General features: G+C 70.3%; 18 protein-coding genes. 9 read left to right on the top strand and 9 right to left on the bottom strand.

Annotation, left to right across the window (positions count from 1 at the left end; genetic code table 11):
* Positions 1-59 precede the first annotated feature (59 nt).
* The 3 genes from NF4_RS07740 (at position 60) to shbA (ending at position 1,979) form a co-directional block, all read left to right on the top strand.
* Positions 60-464 (top strand): OB-fold nucleic acid binding domain-containing protein, encoded by a 405-nt coding sequence (locus NF4_RS07740; protein WP_063126573.1) that lies wholly within the window; start codon positions 60-62, stop codon positions 462-464.
* A 3-nt stretch (positions 465-467) separates the two neighbouring features.
* The gene (locus NF4_RS07735) at positions 468-1,199 is read left to right on the top strand and encodes a DUF3159 domain-containing protein (protein ID WP_063126572.1); all 732 of its coding nucleotides are present in this window, start codon (positions 468-470) and stop codon (positions 1,197-1,199) included.
* 141 nt (positions 1,200-1,340) lie between these two features.
* On the top strand, positions 1,341-1,979 hold the full coding sequence (gene shbA, locus NF4_RS07730) for an RNA polymerase sigma factor ShbA (protein WP_084532933.1): 639 nt from the start codon (positions 1,341-1,343) through the stop codon (positions 1,977-1,979).
* 33 nt (positions 1,980-2,012) lie between these two features.
* Here shbA and NF4_RS07725 read toward each other — a convergent pair whose 3' ends face one another.
* Both NF4_RS07725 and NF4_RS07720 read right to left on the bottom strand, forming a co-directional pair.
* On the bottom strand, positions 2,013-2,732 hold the full coding sequence (locus tag NF4_RS07725; RefSeq protein WP_063126571.1) for a potassium channel family protein: 720 nt from the start codon (positions 2,730-2,732) through the stop codon (positions 2,013-2,015).
* A gap of 2 nt (positions 2,733-2,734) precedes the next feature.
* The gene (locus NF4_RS07720; RefSeq protein WP_063126570.1) at positions 2,735-3,400 is read right to left on the bottom strand and encodes a potassium channel family protein; all 666 of its coding nucleotides are present in this window, start codon (positions 3,398-3,400) and stop codon (positions 2,735-2,737) included.
* 185 nt (positions 3,401-3,585) lie between these two features.
* On the opposite strand from NF4_RS07720, the gene NF4_RS07715 reads away from it, so the two are divergent.
* Together NF4_RS07715 and NF4_RS07710 are read left to right on the top strand one after the other, a co-directional pair.
* Positions 3,586-5,574 carry an APC family permease gene (locus NF4_RS07715; RefSeq protein ID WP_063126851.1) on the top strand — a complete coding sequence of 663 codons (1,989 nt, stop codon included), beginning with the start codon at positions 3,586-3,588 and terminating at the stop codon, positions 5,572-5,574.
* A 6-nt stretch (positions 5,575-5,580) separates the two neighbouring features.
* Positions 5,581-6,966, top strand: coding sequence for a class I SAM-dependent RNA methyltransferase (locus NF4_RS07710; RefSeq protein WP_063126569.1), 1,386 nt, complete (start codon positions 5,581-5,583; stop codon positions 6,964-6,966).
* A gap of 26 nt (positions 6,967-6,992) precedes the next feature.
* Here the strand turns inward: NF4_RS07710 and NF4_RS07705 are convergent, their stop codons facing one another.
* Positions 6,993-7,658, bottom strand: a complete 666-nt coding sequence (locus NF4_RS07705) for an SIMPL domain-containing protein (protein WP_063126568.1) — start codon at positions 7,656-7,658, stop codon at positions 6,993-6,995.
* A gap of 231 nt (positions 7,659-7,889) precedes the next feature.
* Between NF4_RS07705 and dxs the strand changes: the two genes are divergently transcribed.
* Positions 7,890-9,788: a 1-deoxy-D-xylulose-5-phosphate synthase gene (gene dxs / locus NF4_RS07700; protein WP_063126567.1), complete on the top strand. Its 1,899-nt coding sequence runs from the start codon at positions 7,890-7,892 to the stop codon at positions 9,786-9,788.
* Between the two features lie 48 nt (positions 9,789-9,836).
* Here dxs and NF4_RS07695 read toward each other — a convergent pair whose 3' ends face one another.
* On the bottom strand, positions 9,837-11,192 hold the full coding sequence (locus NF4_RS07695) for a ribonuclease D (RefSeq protein ID WP_084532931.1): 1,356 nt from the start codon (positions 11,190-11,192) through the stop codon (positions 9,837-9,839).
* A 38-nt stretch (positions 11,193-11,230) separates the two neighbouring features.
* Positions 11,231-11,782 (bottom strand): DUF3000 domain-containing protein, encoded by a 552-nt coding sequence (locus tag NF4_RS07690; RefSeq protein ID WP_063126849.1) that lies wholly within the window; start codon positions 11,780-11,782, stop codon positions 11,231-11,233.
* Positions 11,783-12,068: 286 nt separating this feature from the next.
* On the opposite strand from NF4_RS07690, the gene hemE reads away from it, so the two are divergent.
* The 3 genes from hemE (at position 12,069) to hemQ (ending at position 15,400) form a co-directional block, all read left to right on the top strand.
* Positions 12,069-13,133, top strand: a complete 1,065-nt coding sequence (gene hemE / locus NF4_RS07685) for a uroporphyrinogen decarboxylase (RefSeq protein WP_063126566.1) — start codon at positions 12,069-12,071, stop codon at positions 13,131-13,133.
* Positions 13,134-13,249: 116 nt separating this feature from the next.
* Positions 13,250-14,608: a protoporphyrinogen oxidase gene (locus NF4_RS07680; protein WP_063126848.1), complete on the top strand. Its 1,359-nt coding sequence runs from the start codon at positions 13,250-13,252 to the stop codon at positions 14,606-14,608.
* Between the two features lie 96 nt (positions 14,609-14,704).
* Entirely contained in the window at positions 14,705-15,400 is a 696-nt protein-coding gene (hemQ, locus tag NF4_RS07675; protein WP_063061043.1) for a hydrogen peroxide-dependent heme synthase, read from the top strand.
* Positions 15,401-15,495: 95 nt separating this feature from the next.
* Here hemQ and msrB read toward each other — a convergent pair whose 3' ends face one another.
* The 4 genes from msrB to NF4_RS07655 all read right to left on the bottom strand — a co-directional run bounded on the left by msrB (position 15,496) and on the right by NF4_RS07655 (position 19,837).
* Positions 15,496-15,948 carry a peptide-methionine (R)-S-oxide reductase MsrB gene (msrB, locus tag NF4_RS07670; protein ID WP_063126565.1) on the bottom strand — a complete coding sequence of 151 codons (453 nt, stop codon included), beginning with the start codon at positions 15,946-15,948 and terminating at the stop codon, positions 15,496-15,498.
* Positions 15,949-15,986: 38 nt separating this feature from the next.
* On the bottom strand, positions 15,987-17,333 hold the full coding sequence (locus NF4_RS07665; RefSeq protein ID WP_269749585.1) for a glycosyltransferase family 87 protein: 1,347 nt from the start codon (positions 17,331-17,333) through the stop codon (positions 15,987-15,989).
* A gap of 107 nt (positions 17,334-17,440) precedes the next feature.
* Entirely contained in the window at positions 17,441-18,991 is a 1,551-nt protein-coding gene (locus NF4_RS07660) for an alpha/beta hydrolase (RefSeq protein ID WP_063126564.1), read from the bottom strand.
* 81 nt (positions 18,992-19,072) lie between these two features.
* On the bottom strand, positions 19,073-19,837 hold the full coding sequence (locus NF4_RS07655) for a pyrimidine reductase family protein (RefSeq protein ID WP_063126563.1): 765 nt from the start codon (positions 19,835-19,837) through the stop codon (positions 19,073-19,075).
* Positions 19,838-19,841 lie beyond the last annotated feature (4 nt).

Below are 19,841 nucleotides of genomic sequence, written 5' to 3'. Positions count from 1 at the left end.
CGGAGTAAGGAATTCGGATGACGTGCGAACCATGTCGTCCGCGCACAGGAGAGCAGGCGATGTCTGCCGCGGCAGGAAGAAAAGCGGGCGCCAAGTCCGCGACCGGATATTTTCGCAGGCTCGGCCGCAGATTGACCGAGGATATCGATCAGCTCGACGCCGAGGAGCTGGCGGAGAAGGCGGACGCTTCGGGCGCCTGCCGGGTCTCGGAGTGCCGGCGCGGTGAGGAGGCGACGATGCTGGGCCGTTTGCGCAGTGTCGACTCCTGTCCGCAGTCCTCGGGTGCGAGTATGCAGGCGGAGTTCTTCGACGGTACCGATGCCATCACCCTGGTGTGGATCGGACGACGCCGGATTCCCGGTATCGAATCGGGACGGCGCATCATGGTGCGCGGCCGGGTGGGAGAACGCGAAGGCCGCAAGGTGATGTACAACCCCTACTACGAATTGCGCGGAAACAGCTGACGTATGCCATCGAGCGACGAGTACGCCACCAGACCGCTGCCCCGGGCCGCGACCACTCCGGAATCCGCGCCCGCCGCCCGGGCCGGTTCCGCCGACGACACTCCTGCGGAACCGGACAAGCAGACCCTGCTGGAACAGCTGGGCGGCTTCGGCGGCCTGATCTACTCGACGCTGCCGGTTCTGGTCTTCGTCCCGGTGAACACCGTGTTCGGGCTCACCGCGGCGATCTGGGCCGCGCTCGGGGTGGCGACGGCGATCCTGGTCTGGCGGCTGGTGCGCCGCGAGCCGATCCAGCCCGCCGTCTCCGGTTTCGTGGGCGTGGGTATCTGCGCGCTGATCGCCTGGCGGGTGGGCGAGGCCAAAGGCTTCTTCCTGTTCGGGATCTACACCAGCCTGATCTACGGGGCTGCGTTCCTGATCTCGATACTCGTCCGGCGGCCCCTGGTCGGGGTGGTGTGGGGCGTGCTCAACGGCCACAGCGGCGACTGGCGCGCGGATCCGCGGGTGGTCCGTCTCTACGACCTGGCGACCGTGGCGTGGGTGCTCGTCTTCGGTGCCCGCTACCTGGTGCAGAACCACCTCTACGACACCGACAACACGGGCTGGCTCGCTGCCGCGCGGATCGCGATGGGCTGGCCGCTCACCGCAGTCGCGCTGGTGGTGACGGTCTGGGCGGTGCGCCGGGCCGGGCATCTGCCCGCCGGCTCCGGACGGCATTCCGCCGGCCCGGCCTGACTTTCGCGGCGCCGCGTCATTCGAAGGTGCGGCCGGCGTCATTCGAAGGGTGGTCGAGGACCCACCCTTTGGTGTCTATCCCGCGCGCGCCGTTCATCGGACGATCGTTGACGAAGACGATCTCCCCGAGAGGACTGGCGAATGCGAGCCGAGCAGCACCCGATCACCCGCCCCGAGCGGGGATCCGAACATCCGGTGCGGTCCCAGAGCCGCCGGATCTCCGCCGAACTGGACGTTCTCGTCCCGGCGGCGGCCGGCGGTGACCGCGCCGCCGTGGCCGAGATCCTGCGACTGGTCCAGCCCCTGGTTCAGCGTTACTGCCGGACCCGCCTGGGCAACGCCGCCCATCTGCACGTCACCGCCGATGATGTGGCGCAGGAGGTGCTGATGGCCACCGTGCACGCCATCGGGCGCTACCGGGATCAGGGGAAGTCGTTCCTCGCCTTCGTGTACGGCATCGCGGCGAACAAGGTGTCCGACGCGTTCCGCGGTGCCCAGGTCCATCCGGCCTATCCCATGGCCGAGGTGCCCGAAGCGGTGTCCACCGCGGCGGGCCCCGAGGAGTGGGCGCTGGCCGCCGAACGCGGTGCCCTGGCCCGCGAACTGATGCAGCAGCTCAACCCGGTGCACCGGGAGGTACTGGTGATGCGGATCGTGCTGGGCTGGAGCGCGGCCGAAACCGCGGCGGCGATCGGCACCAGCCCCGGCGTGATCCGGGTCATGCAGTACCGGGCGTTGAACAAGCTGCGTGCGCGCGCGACGCAGCCCGTCGCCGCCTGAGGCCGAGGACGTGGGCCGAGTGCTGCCGGGTGGTCAGTATTCGGCGTCCTGCGCGGGTGTCAGGCCGGTGGTGCTGCCGGTCTGTGATTCGATGCCGTGCGGTGCCAGCACCGCACGCAGTTCCTCCTCGGCGGCCGCGGAGACGACGAACAGCAGTTCGTCGTCGCCCTCGAAGGGGTCGTCGGGCTGCGGTACGATGACCCGCCCGCCGCGCAGAATGGTGACCAGCGCGGAATCCCGCGGCAGGGTCAGATTGCGCACCGGTTTACCGGCCAGCGTCGTATCCGGTGGCAGGGTGAGTTCGACCAGGTTCGCCTGCCCCTGCCGCAATGTCATCAGGCGGACCAGATCGCCCACCGATACCGCTTCCTCGACGAGAGAGGCCAGCAGACGCGGGGTGGAGACGGCCACATCGACACCCCAGGAGCCGTCGAAGAGCCATTCGTTGCGCGGATCGTTGACCCGCGCCACCACCCGGCGCACCCCGAATTCGGTCTTGGCCAGCAGACTGTGCACCAGGTTCGCCTTGTCGTCGCCGGTCGCGGCGATGACGACCTCGTAGTCCTCCAGCCCGGCGTCCTCGAGCAGTTGCAGTTCGCAGGCGTCGGCATGGACCCAGATCGCCTCGGGGACCGCCTCGCGGTCGATATGGTCGAGCTGGCGTTCGAGCAGCATGACGTTGTGTCCCGCCCGGAGTAGTTCGCGGGCGATGGAGCGGCCGACGGCCCCGGCTCCGGCAATGGCCACTTTCATGATCAGTCCTTGCTAGCTGGAGGTTTCGCGGCCAGCGCGACGGCCTCCCCGGCCGAGCCGGAGGTGGCGGCCACATACACGATGTCGTCGGCCTGCACGACGGTCTTGGCGTCCGGCAGAATGCCCTGTCCGAACCGGATGACGAACGCGACCCGGGCGCCGGTGGCGTTCTCGAGTTCGCTCACCGTGCGCCCGTACCACTCCTCGTGCAGGATCAGCTGGGCGACGGCGACGGTCCCGGTGGGATCACGCCAGGTCGTGGTGCCCGCATCACCGATCAGTGTGTGCAGGAAGCGGTCGGTCGTCCAGGGCACGGTGGCGATGGTCGGGATACCGAGCCGTTCGTAGACGGCGGCACGCTTCGCGTCGTAGATACGGGCCACCACCCGGTCGATACCGAACATCTCCCGGGCCACCCGTGCGGAGATGATGTTGGAGTTGTCGCCCGAGGACACGGCGGCGAAGGCCCCGGCCCGTTCGATACCCGCCCGGCGCAGGACCTCGCGGTCGAATCCGACCCCCACGACCTGCTCGCCCGGGAACTCCGGGCCCAGGCGCCGGAACGCGTCCGGATTACGGTCGATCACGGCGACCTCGTGACCTATCCGGACCAGGGCGCGGGCCAGCGACGCCCCCACCCGGCCGCATCCCATGATCACCACGTACACCGTGAACCTCGCTCCTGACTCGGTCTGCCCTACGGCAAGTGGAACAGCCGTGTGGCTGCTGCGAAAACGAACCGTACTCGCTGGTTCCCGCCCCCAGCCACGTTCCCCCCGCGGGGGGTGGCCAAACCCCGCCGTCCGGTGATGCCTCGCAGCGCAGCCGGGCGCGGGGGCTTATGCTCCGTCCAGTGTCGAAGTTGACGACCGCCACCAAGCGTCTGGTGTTGGGGCGGCCATTCCGTAGTGACTCCCTGGGCCACACCCTGCTGCCGAAACGAATCGCGCTGCCGGTGTTCGCCTCGGACGCGATGTCATCGGTCGCCTACGCGCCCGAGGAAATCTTCCTCGTGCTGTCGGTGTCCGGGCTGGCCGGTTACGCGTACGCCCCGTGGCTCGGCCTCGCCGTCGCGGCCGTGCTGGTCATCGTGGTCACCAGCTACCGCCAGAACGTGCACGCCTACCCGTCCGGCGGCGGTGACTTCGAGGTGGTCACCACGAACCTGGGCCCCACGGCCGGTCTGACGGTGGGCAGCGCGCTCCTGGTCGACTATGTGCTCACGGTCGCGGTCTCGATCTCCTCGGCCGCGTCCACCATCGGCTCGGCGATCCCTTTCATCGCGACCCACAAGGTGCTCTTCGCGGTGGCCGCCATCGTGCTCATCACCGCGATGAACCTGCGCGGGGTGCGGGAGTCCGGCCGGCTGTTCGCACTGCTGTCCTATGCCTTCCTGTTCGGTATGTTCACCATGCTCGCCTGGGGACTGATCCGGATCTTCGTACTGGGTGACGATGTGCGCGCCGAATCGTCGGGTTTCGAGCTCCGGGCCGAGGAGGAGCATTTGGCCGGGCTGGGCCTGATCTTCCTGCTCGCCCGCGCCTTCTCCTCCGGCTGCGCGGCGCTCACCGGTGTCGAGGCGATCAGCAACGGCGTGCCGGCCTTCCGCAAACCCAAATCGCGCAATGCCGCGACGACCCTGCTGATGCTCGGGGCGATCGCCATCGTGTTGCTGCTCGGCATGATCGTGCTCGCGCGGCAGGCGCACGTGGTGTTCGCCGAACACCCCGAACAACTCGTCGGCGCGCCCGAGGGATACCACCAGAAGACGTTGATCGCGCAGATCGCGCACGCGGTGTTCAGCGGTTTCACTCCCGGCTTCTACTTCGTGGCCGTGGTGACCGCGGTGATCCTGGTACTGGCCGCCAATACCGCGTTCAACGGATTCCCGGTCCTGGGTTCGGTCCTGGCCCAGGCGCGCTTCCTGCCCCGCCAACTGCACACGCGCGGCGACCGGCTCGCCTTCAGCAACGGCATCCTGTTCCTGGCGGTCGGCGCGATCGCGTTCGTGGTGGCGTTCGACGCGGAAGTGACCCGGCTGATCCAGCTCTACATCATCGGGGTGTTCGTCTCGTTCACCCTCAGCCAGACCGGCATGCTGCGGCATTGGAGCCGGTTGCTGGCCCGGGAAACGGATCCGGCCGAACGGCGCCGGATGATGCGTTCCCGGGCCATCAACGCGCTGGGCCTGGTGGCCACCGGGGCCGTCCTGGTGATCGTGCTGGTGACGAAGTTCTTCGCCGGCGCCTGGATCGCCATCGTGACCATGGCGGTCATCTTCGTGATCATGAAGATGATCCACCACCACTACAATTCGGTGGCCCGGGAACTGGAAGAGCACGTGTGGGACGGGGTTCTGCCGAGCCGGACCCATTCGATCGTCCTGGTGTCGAAACTGCACCTGCCGACCCGCCGGGCACTGGCCTACGCGCGGGCCGGGCGGCCGGATACCCTCGAGGCGATCACAGTGAACGTCGACGAGGACGACACCCGGGCACTCGTGCGGGACTGGGAGAAGAGCGACAATCCGGTGCCGTTGAAGGTGATCGAATCGCCCTACCGTGAGATCACCAAACCGGTGCTCGAGTATGTGAAGCGGGTGCGCAAGGACGCGCCGCGCGATGTGGTGACCGTCTTCATTCCCGAGTACGTGGTCGGGCACTGGTGGGAGCAGGTGCTGCACAATCAGAGCGCACTGCGGCTGAAGGGCCGGTTGCTGTTCGAACCGGGCGTGATGGTGACCAGCGTGCCGTGGCAGCTGAGTTCCTCGGCGCGCGCCCGTGCGGCGGGCGAACCCGCGGCACCGGGCGCGGTACGGCGCGGCTACGGCGACAATGGGTGAGGTCCGATGAGTTCGTGGCGCGATCGGGTGCTGTCGGTACGGCTCGGGCCGCCCGGGCACGGCGGATTCTGTGTGGCTCGTCACGAGGGCCGGGTGATGTTCGTCCGGCACGGCCTGCCCGGTGAGCTCGTGCGGGCCCGGGTCACCGAGGACCGCGGCGGCGCGTTCTGCCGAGCCGAGGCCGTGGAGATCCTCGAGGCATCACCGGACCGGATCCCCGCCACCTGTCCGGTATCGGGGCCGGGTGGGGCGGGGTGCTGCGATTTCTCCTTTGCCACCGCGGCGGCGCAGCGGCAGCTGAAGGGCGCGGTGGTGGCCGAACAGCTGCGCCGCATCACCGGTATCGAACGCGCGGTCGAGGTGGAACCCATCACCGGTTCCGGCGATCGCACCGGCGGCTGGCGCACCCGGATCCGGCTCGCGGTGGATACGGCGGGCCGGGCGGGTGTGCACCACTACCGCAGTACCGGGGTGCTGACCGACCTCCGCTGTCCGCAACCCGTGCCCGGCGCCCTGGACGATATCGACCGGCGCCGCTGGATGCCCGGCGCGGAGCTGGTGATCGCGGTCGACGACACCGGGGCCCGGCATATCGTCGAAATCGCCCCGCCGGTACCCGAGACCGGCCGTCGCGGCGGTGATCGGCACGGCGGCCGTTCCGGGCCCGGGAGCCGGGCCGACCGGCGTAGCGGACGCGCACGCGGGCCGCGGGACGGCTCGAGCCGAGCCGGCGCGGAGCCGGAGACCCCGGGCGCACAGCGGCGGCGCACGGCGGCCCGGCGCGCCGCCGCCCACACCGACCGCGACGAATGGGTGGTCGAAGGGAGCGGCCGGGCCGTCCAGTACGTGGCCGGCCGGCGCTGGGAGGTGTCGGCAGCCGGCTTCTGGCAGGCGCACCGCGGTGCCGCGCAGTGCTATTCGGATATCGTCGCCGACTGGGCCGACCCGGGCGTGGGCGCGACCGCGTGGGACCTGTACAGCGGCGCGGGCGTTTTCGCGGCGCGCCTGGCCGAACAGGTCGGCCCGACCGGCGCCGTGCGGGCGCTGGAATCCGCACCGGCCGCGGTCGCCGACGGTAACGCCGCGCTGGGCGATCTGCCGTGGCTGGAGCTGCGCACCGGACGGGTCGAGCAGTGGGCGGCCGGACACCATCACCCACGGCCGCGGGTGGTGGTACTCGATCCGCCGCGGGCCGGGGCCGGCAAGCCCGTGGTGCACGCCGTGGCCGCCGCGGCGCCGGACCGGATCGTGCACATCGGCTGTGATCCGGCGTCGTTCGCCCGGGATCTGCGCCTCTACCTGGACGCCGGCTACGGACTGACCGCGTTGCGCGCCTTCGACGCGTTTCCGGCCACCCATCACGTGGAATGCCTTGCGCTCCTGGAGCGTTGACAACGCCCGTGCGGCGCCGCGGCGCCCTATCGCAGCTGCCAGGTGGCCCGCAGTGTCGCGGTGATCTCGGTCTCCCCGGATTCGAGGGGCACCGGCGTCGGCGCGGACGCGGCCACCATCCGGATACCGCCGGGCTCGGTGGGCTGCGCCGGCGGTGGCGCGGTGGTGTGCTCGGTGATCTCGAGCACGGGACCCAGCTCGCGGGCGGCGCGGCGGGCGTACTGCCGCGCCTTGTCCAGTGCGTTGTCCCAGGCGGCGTCGCGGGCGCGCTCCAGTAGCCGTTCCCGGTCGGCGAAGGTGTGCCACAGCCCACCCAGCCGCGCGTCGTCGCCGCCCGCCGCCACGGCATGGGCCACCACGTCCGACGGCGCCGGTCGCGCGGGGTCGGCCGCGGCGGCGAGTGTGACCGTGAGCGTGCTGGTCGCGATGTAGCCGATCACCCGTGCGGTGCCGTCCTGCCAGGAGGTATCCGAGCGCACCGACAGCATGCCGGTGCCGATATCGCTGCCGGTGACGCCGTCTTCGCGTAACGCGGCCGTCAGTGCCGTCACACTCCGGCCCGCCCGGTCGTAGGCCAGACCGACGGTGCTCGCGCGACATTCGACGCCGATCGAGAGCACGATCAGATCGGGAGCGGCGCGTACGGTGCCGTACCCGAATACGGTCACCGTTCCCGCCTGCGGCTGGGTCATCCGGTCTCCTCGCGGTTGATATGCGGCGCTCGTCGGTGCGCCGCCGTCCCGGTGCCCGCGGCCGGACGCGGTTCGCGCGGCACCCGCCTCTCACCTTAGGCTGGACCGATACGCCGGACCGCGGTTCCGGCCCGGTACTGAGGTGGGTACGGCTCGCCGCCCGGGTGGTGCAGTCGGCCGCGGCTCCTAGACTGGTCGGATCAACTGCGCTATCCGGAGGGAGCGAATCAGGTGGGAGTGCTTTCCCGGGTCGATACGCCCGAAGACGTGCGTCGGCTCTCGGCACCGCAACTGCGGGAGCTGGCGGCCGAGATCCGCGAATTCCTGGTGCACAAGGTCGCCGTCACCGGCGGGCACCTGGGGCCCAACCTCGGGGTGGTGGAACTCACCCTCGCCCTGCACCGGGTATTCGATTCGCCCGCCGACCCGTTGATCTTCGACACCGGGCACCAGGCCTACGTGCACAAGATCGTGACCGGTCGCAAGGATCGCTTCGACACCCTGCGCCGCAAGGACGGATTGTCGGGGTATCCCAGCCGCGCGGAGAGCGAACACGACTGGGTGGAGTCCTCACATGCCTCGGCGTCGCTGTCCTATGCCGACGGCCTGGCCAAGGCGTTCGCGCTCACCGGCCAGGACCGCCATGTCGTGGCGGTCGTCGGTGACGGGGCCCTCACCGGCGGTATGTGCTGGGAGGCGTTGAACAATATCGCCGCCGCCAAGGACCGCCCCGTGGTGATCGTCGTCAACGACAACGGCCGCTCCTACGCCCCCACCATCGGCGGGCTGGCCGACCGGCTCACGGCGCTGCGCACCCAGCCGGTGTACGAGCATATGCTCGACACGGGCCGCCGGTTCCTGAAAAGCATTCCGGGCGTGGGTGATTCGGCGTATTCGATGGTGCACGCGGTGAAGGCCGGGATAAAGGACGCGGTGAGCCCGCAGGAGCTGTTCAGCGATCTCGGTCTCAAATACGTCGGCCCGGTGGACGGCCACGATCTCGTCGCGCTCGAATCGGCGCTGCGGCACGCCAAGGATTTCGGCGGCCCGGTGGTGGTGCACGCGGTCACCCGGAAGGGGCACGGATACGAACCGGCCGAGAACCATGTGGCCGATCAGATGCACGCCTGCGGTCCCATCGATCCGCGGACCGGCGAATCCGTGAGCAGCGGGACCGCGGTCAGCTGGACCTCGGTGTTCTCGAAAGAGCTCATCTCCCACGCCGAACGGCGCGACGATATCGTCGCGATCACCGCCGCTATGCCGGGTCCCACCGGACTGTCCGCGTTCGGTGAGCGTTTCCCGGATCGGCTCTTCGATGTCGGTATCGCCGAACAGCACGCGCTGGCCTCGGCGGCGGGTCTTGCTCTCGGCGGGCTGCACCCGGTGGTGGCCATCTACTCGACCTTTCTGAATCGGGCCTTCGACCAGCTGCTGATGGACGTGGCACTGCTGAAACAGCCGGTCACCCTGGTGCTGGACCGCGCCGGGATCACCGGCGCCGACGGCGCGAGCCACAACGGTATGTGGGATCTGTCGCTGCTCGGCATCGTGCCCGGTATGCGGGTGGCCGCCCCGCGCGATGCCGCGACCCTGGCCGAGGAACTGACCGAGGCGCTGGCGGTCGGTGACGGGCCGACCGCCTTGCGGTTCCCTAAGGACAATGTGGGCGCCGAGATCCGGGCGATCGAGCGGCTCGACGGCGTGGATGTGCTGTGGCTGCCGGACCGGGAGGGGCCGTCGGCGCAGGCCCAGCGCGGCGATGTGCTGTTCGTGGCCGTCGGTGCCCTGATACCGGCCGCGCTACAGGCCGCGGAATTGCTGGAGGCCGAGGGGATCACCGCCACGGTCATCGACCCGCGGTGGGTGCTGCCGGTTTCCGATACCGTCGTCAAACTGGCCGAGAATTACCGCTTGGTGGTGACCCTGGAGGACAGCGGCCTGCACGGCGGAATCGGGGCGACCGTATCGGCCCGGCTGCGTGCGGCGGGGCTGGACGTGCCCGCTCGCGATATCGGCATCCCGCAGGAATTCCTGGAGCACGGCAGTATCGCCCAGGTGCGGCAGGAGCTCGGCCTGACCGCGCCCGATATCACTCGACGCGTCACCGGCTGGCTGGACGCGCCCTAGCTGACGCGAGGGGACGGCCGCGCCCGCAGGGTACCGTGCGGGCGGCCGTCAGCTCGGCGGTTGGTCGATGAGGGCGGTGGCCAATGGCCGCGCGGTGAGTTCGCGTTGCCAGGGCCGGGCGCCGTGGCTCTTCAGGAAGCCGTCGACCGCCGCCGCGACCTCGCCGGTGGCTTCCGGCGCGCTGCGGTAGTCGGGCAGGCCGTCCCAGCACAGCCGCCGCACCAGATCGGGCGACAGCAGATTCTCCACCGGGACCGCCACCCGCTCGGAGATCCGGGTCATCACCGCGCGGGCCCGGGCCAGCCGGGCCGCGGCGGCGGGATCGCGGCGTTCCCAGCGGTTCACCGGCGGCGGCCCGTCGTAGGGCTGGCTCATCCGGGGTAGGTCCTCGTCCGGCAGGGCGCGTGCGCGTTCCACCGCGCCCAGCCATTCCCGGGAGTAGCGGCGCTGGCGCGGGCCGCCGAACACCGGCAATTCCCGTAGCTGCCCGATCGAGGCGGGTTCGGCCTTGGCGGCCGCGATGATGGCGGAATCCGGCAGGATCCGGGAAGGCGCGATATCGCGTCCGCGCGCCAGGGTATCGCGGGTGGTCCACAGTTCCCGCACGATCGCCAGCTGGCGGGCCCGGCGCAGCGTATGGATCCCGGAGGTCCGCCGCCAGCGGTCCGGTTTCGGCGTGGCCGGTTCGAGCAGCCGGATATGTTCGAACTCCTGCGCGGCCCAATCGGTTTTGCCCTGTTCGGCCAGCGCGGCGGCCACGGCCGCACGCAGTTCGATCAGCAGTTCCACATCGAGTGCGGCGTAGTTGAGCCAGGCTTCCGGGAGCGGCCGGGTCGACCAGTCCGCGGCGCCGTGCCCTTTGCGCAGCGCCCGGCCGAGCAACTGCTCGACCATCGCCGCCAGACCTACCCGGGGAAAACCGGCGAGCCGCCCGCCGAGTTCGGTATCGAACAGCACCGCCGGTCGCAGCCCCAGCTCGGCCAGGCCGGGCAGGTCCTGATCGGCCGAATGCAGAATCCATTCCAGTCCGTTGATCGCCTCGGCCAGTGGTGCGAGTGCGTCGGCGACCGGTATCGGGTCGATGAGCACGGTGCCCGCCCCGGCCCGGCGCAACTGGATCAGGTACGCCCGGGACGAATACCGGAAACCCGAGGCGCGTTCGGCGTCCACCGCCAGGGGCCCGGAGCCGGCGGCGAGACGTTCGGCGGCCGCTGCCACGGCCTCGGCGGTGCGGCAGACCGGGGGAATCCCCTCGGCCGGGACCAGCAGCGGTTCCGCGGTGGGCTCGGCCGGACCGGAATCGGCGGCTTCGTCGCGTGGGCCCGGATCGAACGCCGGAGACAGGCCGGTGCCACCATCCGGGTGGTCACCGGACAGGTGTTCGGGCTCCTCTACTACCGGCATAAAGGGCCACTCTACGTGGCCGAGGCTACGTCCGATATTCAACCACGGTCGGTCTCGCCGGCCGGCGAGGGCCGCAGATCGGTGATGCCCGCCGGCGGCAGACCCGCCGCGTAGGCCAGGACTTCCCCGAACGCTTCCACATGGGGGCGCATCTCGGTGGTGCGAGCCGTCCAGGAGGCCCGTAGTTCCAGCTGGTGCGCGCGGGGTGGACCGGCGATATCTCCGTAGCGCACCGAACTGGTGGAGGTCACCGTACCGCCGAGCGCGGTGAACGGACCCTCCCGGGATTCCAGGGCGTCCACCAGCCAGCTCCAGGCGACCTCGGGGAGGAGGGGGTCGGCGGCCAGCGCGCCGTCGATATCGGCCTGGATATAGGCGACCAGCCGGAAGACGCCGTGCCACGCCTCGTCCCCGCTGGGGTCGTGGAGCAGGATGAGCCGCCCGAAGGCATCACCGTCGGAGTCGATCGGTACGACGGGTGAGTCCTCGTGGATCACCTCGGCGCCGAGCGCATAGGAGTACGGGGCGAGACGCTGCGGCGGACGGATCGGGGACAGCTCGATCCGCGGATGTACGGATGCGGTGCCCATCGCCGACACGGCGGCACGAAACGCTGCGGGTTCGTCGCCGGGCCCGTCGTCGGGTGCGCCGTCGCGGATATCGAGCGGTGTCACGGGGAATGACGGTAGACCCGTAGCACCCGGGGCGTGCGGAGGCGCGCCGGGCGACCGTTGTTGCTGCGTGGGCGGGTCCGATCGTGGTAAACACCGCGCAACCCGCCGGGACGGCGTACGCAGCCGCCGCCCAGGACGGCGGATCGGTGGTTCCTGCGGTGCTGTGCGGCCTTGCGCGCCGGGCCGGGCGGGGCCGCATACGATGGCGGTGATGAGCACATATACGCGCCGCCGGTTGTCCGATGCCCCGTTCCTGGCCGCCGCCACCGGCGCCGCACCGGCTCGGCGGCCGGTGTGGTTCATGCGCCAGGCGGGCCGGTCACTGCCGGAATACCGCGAGGTCCGGGCAGGTATCGGGATGCTCGAGTCGTGTTTCGATCCGGAACTCGTCTGTGAGATCACCATGCAGCCGATCCGCCGCCACGGCGTCGACGCGGCGATCCTGTTCTCCGATATCGTCGTTCCGCTCAAGGCCGCCGGAATCGATCTCGATATCGTGGCCGGCGTCGGTCCGGTGGTGACCACACCGGTACGTACGGCCGCCGATATCCAGGCGCTGCCCCGGCTGCGGCCCGAGGAAGTGGGCGCGGTCACCGACGGGGTGCGGTTGCTGGTCGAGGAACTGGGGCAGACCCCGCTCATCGGTTTCGCGGGTGCGCCGTTCACGCTGGCGTCCTATCTGGTGGAGGGCGGCCCCAGCAAGAACCACGAGCGCACCAAGGCCATGATGCACGGCGATCCGACGGCCTGGCACGCGCTGCTCGGGGTGCTCACCGATATCACCATCGTGTTCCTGCGGGCCCAGCTCGAGGCCGGGGTCGACGCGGTGCAGCTGTTCGACTCGTGGGCCGGGGCGCTTTCGCTGGCCGACTATCGCCGCTATGTGCTACCGCATTCGGAGCGGGTGTTCGCCGAACTCGCCGAGGCCGGGGTGCCCCGGATCCATTTCGGGGTGGGCACCGGGGAACTGCTCGGCGCCATGGGGGAGGCCGGGGCCGATGTGGTCGGTGTCGATTGGCGGCTGCCGCTGACCGAGGCGGTGCGGCGGGTCGGCCCCGGGAAAGCGTTGCAGGGCAATCTCGATCCCGCGGTGCTCTTCGCGGGCTGGCCGGTGGTGGAGGCCGAGGCACGCCGGATCGCCGACGAAGCGGATTCGGCGCTGGCCATGGGCGCCGCGGGCCATATCTTCAATCTGGGTCACGGGGTGCTGCCCGAGACCGACCCGGGAGTGCTCACGGCGTTGGTGGAGCTGGTCCATGAGCTGTGAGGTCGTGGCGACCGTCGTGACATCGGCGTCAGGGACCGGACACTCCGGCCGGGGTGGGTGTTTCGGGTGCGGAGGGCGCGATCGCGCGGTGCGCGGGCGCCGGATACGGTCGGGGGATGAGAATCGCGGTGGTCGGTGGGGGGATCAGCGGACTCGTCGCGGCCTACCGGTTGCGCGGTCTGCTCGGCGAACCGGCCGCGATCACGGTGGCCGACATCCGGGACCGGTTCGGCGGGGTGCTGCGGACCGGCGAGATCGCGGGTGAACCGGTCGATCTGGGTGCGGAGGCGTTCGTCGGCCGGCGGCCCGAGGTGCCCGAGCTGCTGGGCGAACTGGGTATTGCCGACCAGCTGGTTCATCCGGCCGGTCTGCGCCCGCTGATCTGGTCGCAGGGGCGGGCCCATCCGCTACCGGAGCGCACGCTGATGGGTATCCCGGCCGAGGCCGCGGCCGTCGAAGGACTGGTCGATGCCGCGACGGTGGCGTGCATCGCCGCCGAACCCGGGCGTCCGTTCACCTGGCGGCCCGGCGGCGATATCGATGTCTACTCGCTGGTGGCCGATCGCTTCGGGGAGCAGACCGTGGCCCGGAGTGTCGACCCGCTGCTCGGTGGCGTGTACGCCGGTTCCGCCCGCTCCATCGGCCTCCGCGCGGCGCTGCCCACGCTGGCCGCGGCGCTGGACCGTGGCGCGGGTTGCCTCACCGAGGCGGTGGCGGCCGCACTGCCCCCGCCTTCCGGCGCGCCGGTGTTCGGAGCGCTGCGCGACGGTTACGGGGCGCTGCTGGACGCGCTGGCCGGTCGGACGGCGGCCACCACGATCCGGGACACCGCCGTCACCGGTCTCCGGCGGATACCGGGTGGCTGGGCGGTGGAACCGCTCGGGGAATTCGAGGCGGTCGTCCTCGCGACCCCGGCGCCGGTGACGGCCCGGCTGCTGGCCGAGATCGCGCCCGTGGCGGCGCACGCGGCCGCCGGGATCGAGCTGTCGTCCTCCGCTCTGGTCGCGTTGGAACTGCCGAAGGACACCGTGCTGCCGCCGAATTCGGGAGTGCTGGTCGCGACGGGGGAGCCGTTGCGGGCCAAGGCGTTCACCCTGTCCAGCCGGAAATGGGCCCATCTGGCCGCGCGGGAGACGGCCCTGGTGCGGGTCTCGTTCGGCCGGTTCGGTGACGACGCGGTATTGGGTCTTTCCGATGCCGAACTCATCGACGCCGCCACCGCCGACCTCGCCACCGTCACCGGGGTGCCGATCACCCCGCGGTCCGCGATCGTGCAGCGCTGGCCCGGCGGCCTCGCCCAGTACGCTCCCGGGCACACCGAGCGGGTCGCCGAGATCGAGTCCGCGCTCGCCGGTTTCGGCGATCTCGCGGTGACCGGCGCCTATCTGCACGGTGTCGGGGTGCCCGCCTGTGTGGCGGCGGCGACGCGGGCCGCGACTCATATCGCCGGCGGTGTGGCTCCGGCCCCGGCCTGAACGCCGTTCGCCCGGGTGTGGGCAGCCGGTCGGCCCGGGCCTGGCGATCGACCGGCCCCGGCCCCGCGACGATCCGGCGAGTGGCACGATGGGGCCATGGCGCGACTCGATTACCAGTCTCTCAACTCCACCATCCGCTATCTCATGTTCTCCGTGTACCAGGTGCGGCCCGGAGTGCTGGGGGACGACCGCGCGACAGCGCTGAAGGAGGCCCGCGAGTTCTTCGACGGGCTCGCCGATCGCGGTGTCGTGGTGCGTGGCGTCTACGATGTGGCCGGTATGCGAGCCGACGCGGATTTCATGGTGTGGACCCATGCCGAGCGGGTCGAAGACCTGCAGGCCGCCTACGCCGATTTCCGGCGCACCACCGAACTCGGCCGGGCCAGCACTCCGGTCTGGAGCAATGTGGCGCTGCACCGGCCCGCGGAGTTCAACAAGAGTCATATCCCCGCGTTCCTGGCCGGCGAGGAAGCCGGGAACTACATCTGCGTCTACCCGTTCGTCCGGTCCTACGAGTGGTATCTGCTGCCCGACGACGAACGCCGCAAGATGCTCGCCGATCACGGTAAGGAAGCACGCGGCTATCCCGATGTGCGAGCCAACACCGTCGCCTCGTTCGCGCTCGGCGACTACGAGTGGATCCTCGCGTTCGAGGCGCCGGAACTGCACCGGATCGTCGATCTGATGCGTGACCTGCGGGCCACCGAGGCCCGGATGCACGTCCGGGAGGAGACCCCGTTCTACACCGGGCCGCGGGTCGAACTCGATCAGCTCGTCGCCGCCCTGCCCTGACCAGGAGTAGCGCAACCGCCCGGCGGAGGCCCCGGAAACGGGGGCATGTCCGCCGGGCGGTTGTCACATGACGTACCGCGGGGCAGCAGGACGGGTCACTCCGCTGGACCACTCACGGGTTGCAGGCGCAGGGAGATGGAGTTGATGCAATACCGCTTGTCGGTGGGTGTTGGATAGCCCTCGCCCTCGAACACATGCCCGAGGTGGCTGTGGCAGTTCGCGCACAGCACTTCGACGCGGCGCATTCCCAGCGAATTGTCCTCGCGCAGCAGTACCGCGTCCGAGGCGGCCGGATCGAAGAAGGACGGCCATCCGCAATGCGACTCGAACTTCTCCGTGCTCCGGAAGAGTTCGGCGCCGCAGGCACGGCAGCTGTACACCCCCTCGGTGGTGGTGTCGGTGTATTCGCCGGTGAACGGCCGCTCGGTGCCGGCTTCGCGGAGCACCGCGTACTCCGCAGGGTCCAGCCTGGCCCGCCACTGCTGTGGGCTGAGCTGGATCTTCGGGGCGGGCAGGGAGGTATCGGTCGCGTCCGTTTCGGAGCTCATACCTCCACGCTAATACGCGTGTCCCGTGGCGTCTCGTATCAGCTGCGCACGGCCTGCGTCTCGACTACGCGCGCACCGGTCGATTTGGGCTCCGCCGCGGGGCCGGCGGCCGGGGACCGGACCGGCGGGGCCGGTGCGGCGAAATCGTCCACCCCGGCATCCCGGGAGTCGGGCGCATCGGCCATCCATACCGGGTCCAGCCGCGGCAACCGGCCCGTCCGCCGGGCGGCCAGATACCGGTCGCCGAGCACACAGAACACCACGACCAGCAGCAGGCCCCAGCCGAAGGTGATCCGCAGGTATTCCAGGTTGCGGCCGATATCGGGCCAGCGGTCCGACAGCCATTTGTCGTAGGACAGGAAACCGAACACCGCCAGCCAGGCCGGCCAGTTGCGCAGCACGGAATTGCGCAGCACGACCGACATGAGGAACGGGAACAGCATCATCGAGTAGTACATCTGGCCCAGCGAGGCCAGCAGCCACGAGGCGGTGAGCAGCACACCCGACGCGGTGGTGACGAAGAACAGCTCGTCCTCGCGGTAGTACCGGTACAGGATCCACAGCGAGACCAGCACCAGGACGGCCATCGTGAGCCGGATGGTCCAGGTCAGCCAGGGGGGAAGGCCGTAGTACTCCGCGTTGCCGGGAATGGCGCTGTTGAAGTAGTCGCGCGTTTCGAACAGGTATGGCGCGGTACGGGTGAAGAAGCGCTCCGGATCCCGCGACAGCGGCCAGGCGACGGCGGTCAGCGCGATCGGCACGGCCACCGCCGTAGCGACGAGTGCCCACTGTTTGCGGACCACGGCGATCAGCAGTAGCGGTGCCAGAGTTGGTTTGACGGCCATACTGAGGCCCAGCACCACACCTGCCCAGACATCTCGTCGTCGTAACAGCAGGATCAGGAACAGCATCTCCGCCAGCAGCAGGCATCCGTTGACGTTGGTGAACACCAGCGTGTTGATCACCGTCTCGGACATGAACATCGCCAGCAGCAGGACCGGGGCGGCGATGGAGCGCAGCGTGTAGTTGAACAGCCGCAGCAGCAGGTACCAGGCGATCAGGATGGCGACAGCGTTGAGCAGGATGAACAGCCACCGCGACTTCTCGTAGTCGATCACGGCGATAGGTGCGATCAACAGGGTGCCGCTGGGCGGGTACAGATAGTGCGGGTCGACCGAATCGAAATTCGCCGTGTAGACCTCGCGTCCGTTGAGGAAATCCAGCGAGGCCTGGTAGACCGGCTTGTAGTCATCGGTCACGAAACCGTTGACAGCCTTGATGAACACCCGGTTCAGCACGGTCATGACCGCCAGCGGCCAGAGCGCGAACCGGATCACGTCGGCGGTTGTTCGAGCAGTGCGGGGCTCGAGCTGTCGAAGGAACACCACGGCACGGTACACCGGGCGGTGCCGTGGTGTTGCCGGGGCCCACCCTCGACGCGCCGGTCAGGCGCCCCCTCGGACCCTGTTCGGGGTGCCCTCGCGCGGGATCGTCAGGCGGGGCAGGCGGTGCCGTCGCCGGGCAGCCGCCCGTCCTTCAGATACGCGACGAGCGCGGTCTGCGCGCATCCGGAATGCGCGCTCACCGGGTGGCCCCAGCCCTGCCAGGTCATGGTCGAGGTCCGGGCGCCCGCGGCCCCGAGTGCGCCGGTCACCGAGGCCTGGGCGACCCCGGTCACCGGGTCTGCCACACCCGTGAGTACCAGCACCGGCAGTTCGAGTTTCTCCAGCGCCGCCGGTGCCTCGGTCACCGGCCACGCCGAGCAGGCCAGCATCGACAGCGCGGTGGCCCGGCCGAACGCCGGATACTTCTGCGCCCAGATACCGGCGAGGTCGGTGACCTGGGGCGCGGGCGGGGTCTGGGGCATATCGGTGCAGCCGTTGACGAACTGTCCGTCGGTCGCGGTGGCGGCCTCCTGCTGATCGATCAGCGCCTGCAGCCCGCCCCGGTCGCCGCGCCCGGCCGCGGACAGGGCGTCGGCGAGTGCGCCGATCCGGCCGGTCTGGTCCGCGCGGGGGCTGCCGAGGAACCCGGTGACAGCCGTGCGCACCGCGTTTGCCGATATGTCGCCGAGTTGCCCGTCGGCGGCTTTCTGTATCAGCGCGGTCACCGCCGCGCGCGGATCGGGTCCGAGCGAGCACGAGATACCGGCGCACTGCTGGGCGAACGCCGACAGCGCCGCCTCGGCGCCCTGGACCGCGGTCTCGGTCCGGGTGACGGTGTCCACACCCACCGGGGTGGGGGAGTCGAGGACGAGCCGGGCCAGCCGGTCACCGTACTTGCGGGCGTACTCCAGGCCCACCAGGGCACCGCTGCCGGTGCCCAGCACGGCGATGTGGTCGACGTTCCACTCCCGGCGCAACTGCTCGATATCGTCGGCGGCGTGCGCGGCGTCGAAGGTGCCGTCGTAGGGCTGCAGGAAGTCCCGGCAGGAAATGGTGCCGTTGCGGGACAGGTCGGACATACCGGTCACCGCGTCACCGCCCGGGGTGAACTGGGCGTTGTCCTGGAGGCCGCTGCGGATATCGGCGGGCAGGCAGTCGATCGCCTGGGAGGTGCCGATACCCCGGCGGTCCACCGCGACCAGGGGGTGGGCGGTGAGCAGGGCGCTCGCCGGACCGGTGGCCAGCCCCGCGAGGGTGGCGCCGGAGGAGCGGTCCACACCGGAGGTCAGCACCACGGGTGCGGCGTCGGGCGGGGTCTGCGGCAGCCGGGCGCGCACCGCGCCGGTGCGGAAGTTGCCCAGCACCGTGCCCGCGCTGTCGATCGGAGTGGAGAAATCGGCACATTCCAGGACCAGGCCGGCGGGCCCCGGGCCCATCCCGGCCTTGTCGAATGTTTCCCGGGTGCACTCGCGCCACGGGAGGTCCTTCGTCGGAACCTCGGCGGCGGGCGGCGGTGGGACCTGGGCGGAGGCGGTGGATTCGCCTGGCACAGGCGGACGTTCGACGGCGACGTGCGGGCGGTCCGACGGACCGGCCCCGCATCCGGCGATCATGATCAAAAGTGCCGAGGCCGGCACCACTGCCCGAGTCCAGCGCATGCGCTACACCCTGCCAGGTCCCGATCGGATCCGCCTGAGCGGGACGCCCGGGCCCCGTCACGCACGCTCGCCGCCCGGGTTTCAGGCGCGCACCCAGCGGGTGAGCATCGTCCCGTCCGGGTCCAGCAGCACATGCGCCGGCGTCATCCGCATCCCGAATTCCTCGTGCGACACCGAGATCCGGCGCGCCGCCCCGCCGACCAGCAGCGGCGCGGTGGTCAGGCACAGTTCGTCGACCGCCCCCGCGCCGGCCAGCGAGCCGAACAGCTGCGGTCCGCCCTCGCACAGCATCCGCCGCAACCCCCGCGCCGCGAGCACCTCCGGAACCGTCTGTGGTGCGATGACCTCGTCACCGATCTCGATCACCTCGGCACCGGCGTCGGCGAGCGCGCGTACCCGCTGCGCGGGCGCCGCCGCGGTGGTGAGGATCAGGGTGGGGGTCCGGGCGGTGGTGATCACCCGATGGTCCGGGTCCAGCGCGGCGGCGGCGGTCACGATCGCGATGGGCGGCGGGTCGCCCTCGGCATGCCCGCCGATGCCCCGGGCGAACAGCTCACGGCGCAGGGCCGGGTCGGTCTGCGCGCCCCCGTAGTTCTCCGCGCGTACAGTGCCCGCGCCGACCAGGACGACGTCGCACAGTTCGCGCAGCAGATGGAACACCCGTTTGTCCGCCGGTGTACCCAGCGCACCCGAGACACCGCCGGATCCGGTGACGGCGCCGTCGATACTGGAGACGAAATTGACCCGCAGCCAACTGTCGTCCGGACCGCCCGGATAGGCGTACAGATCGGCGAGTGCGTCATTGTCGAGGTCTGTGAGCTGGATCGCATCGGGGATACGCTGCATACCA

The sequence above is a fragment of the Nocardia fusca NBRC 14340 genome (assembly GCF_001618425.1).
Lineage (GTDB): Bacteria > Actinomycetota > Actinomycetes > Mycobacteriales > Mycobacteriaceae > Nocardia > Nocardia fusca.
Note: the sequence above shows the minus strand (reverse complement) of the source record. Positions and strands in the feature narration are given on the sequence as shown.

Coding starts and splice junctions, on each gene's coding strand:
- msrB (WP_063126565.1), bottom strand. CDS start 15,948: ATGAGCTCCGAAACGGACGCGACCGATACCTCCCTGCCCGCCCCGAAG.
- NF4_RS07705 (WP_063126568.1), bottom strand. CDS start 7,658: ATGACCCAGCCGCAGGCGGGAACGGTGACCGTATTCGGGTACGGCACC.
- NF4_RS07680 (WP_063126848.1), top strand. CDS start 13,250: ATGAGAATCGCGGTGGTCGGTGGGGGGATCAGCGGACTCGTCGCGGCC.
- hemE (WP_063126566.1), top strand. CDS start 12,069: ATGGCGGTGATGAGCACATATACGCGCCGCCGGTTGTCCGATGCCCCG.
- NF4_RS07740 (WP_063126573.1), top strand. CDS start 60: ATGTCTGCCGCGGCAGGAAGAAAAGCGGGCGCCAAGTCCGCGACCGGA.
- NF4_RS07660 (WP_063126564.1), bottom strand. CDS start 18,991: ATGCGCTGGACTCGGGCAGTGGTGCCGGCCTCGGCACTTTTGATCATG.
- NF4_RS07725 (WP_063126571.1), bottom strand. CDS start 2,732: ATGAAAGTGGCCATTGCCGGAGCCGGGGCCGTCGGCCGCTCCATCGCC.
- shbA (WP_084532933.1), top strand. CDS start 1,341: ATGCGAGCCGAGCAGCACCCGATCACCCGCCCCGAGCGGGGATCCGAA.
- NF4_RS07655 (WP_063126563.1), bottom strand. CDS start 19,837: ATGCAGCGTATCCCCGATGCGATCCAGCTCACAGACCTCGACAATGAC.
- NF4_RS07735 (WP_063126572.1), top strand. CDS start 468: ATGCCATCGAGCGACGAGTACGCCACCAGACCGCTGCCCCGGGCCGCG.
- NF4_RS07710 (WP_063126569.1), top strand. CDS start 5,581: ATGAGTTCGTGGCGCGATCGGGTGCTGTCGGTACGGCTCGGGCCGCCC.
- NF4_RS07690 (WP_063126849.1), bottom strand. CDS start 11,782: ATGGGCACCGCATCCGTACATCCGCGGATCGAGCTGTCCCCGATCCGT.
- NF4_RS07695 (WP_084532931.1), bottom strand. CDS start 11,192: ATGCCGGTAGTAGAGGAGCCCGAACACCTGTCCGGTGACCACCCGGAT.
- hemQ (WP_063061043.1), top strand. CDS start 14,705: ATGGCGCGACTCGATTACCAGTCTCTCAACTCCACCATCCGCTATCTC.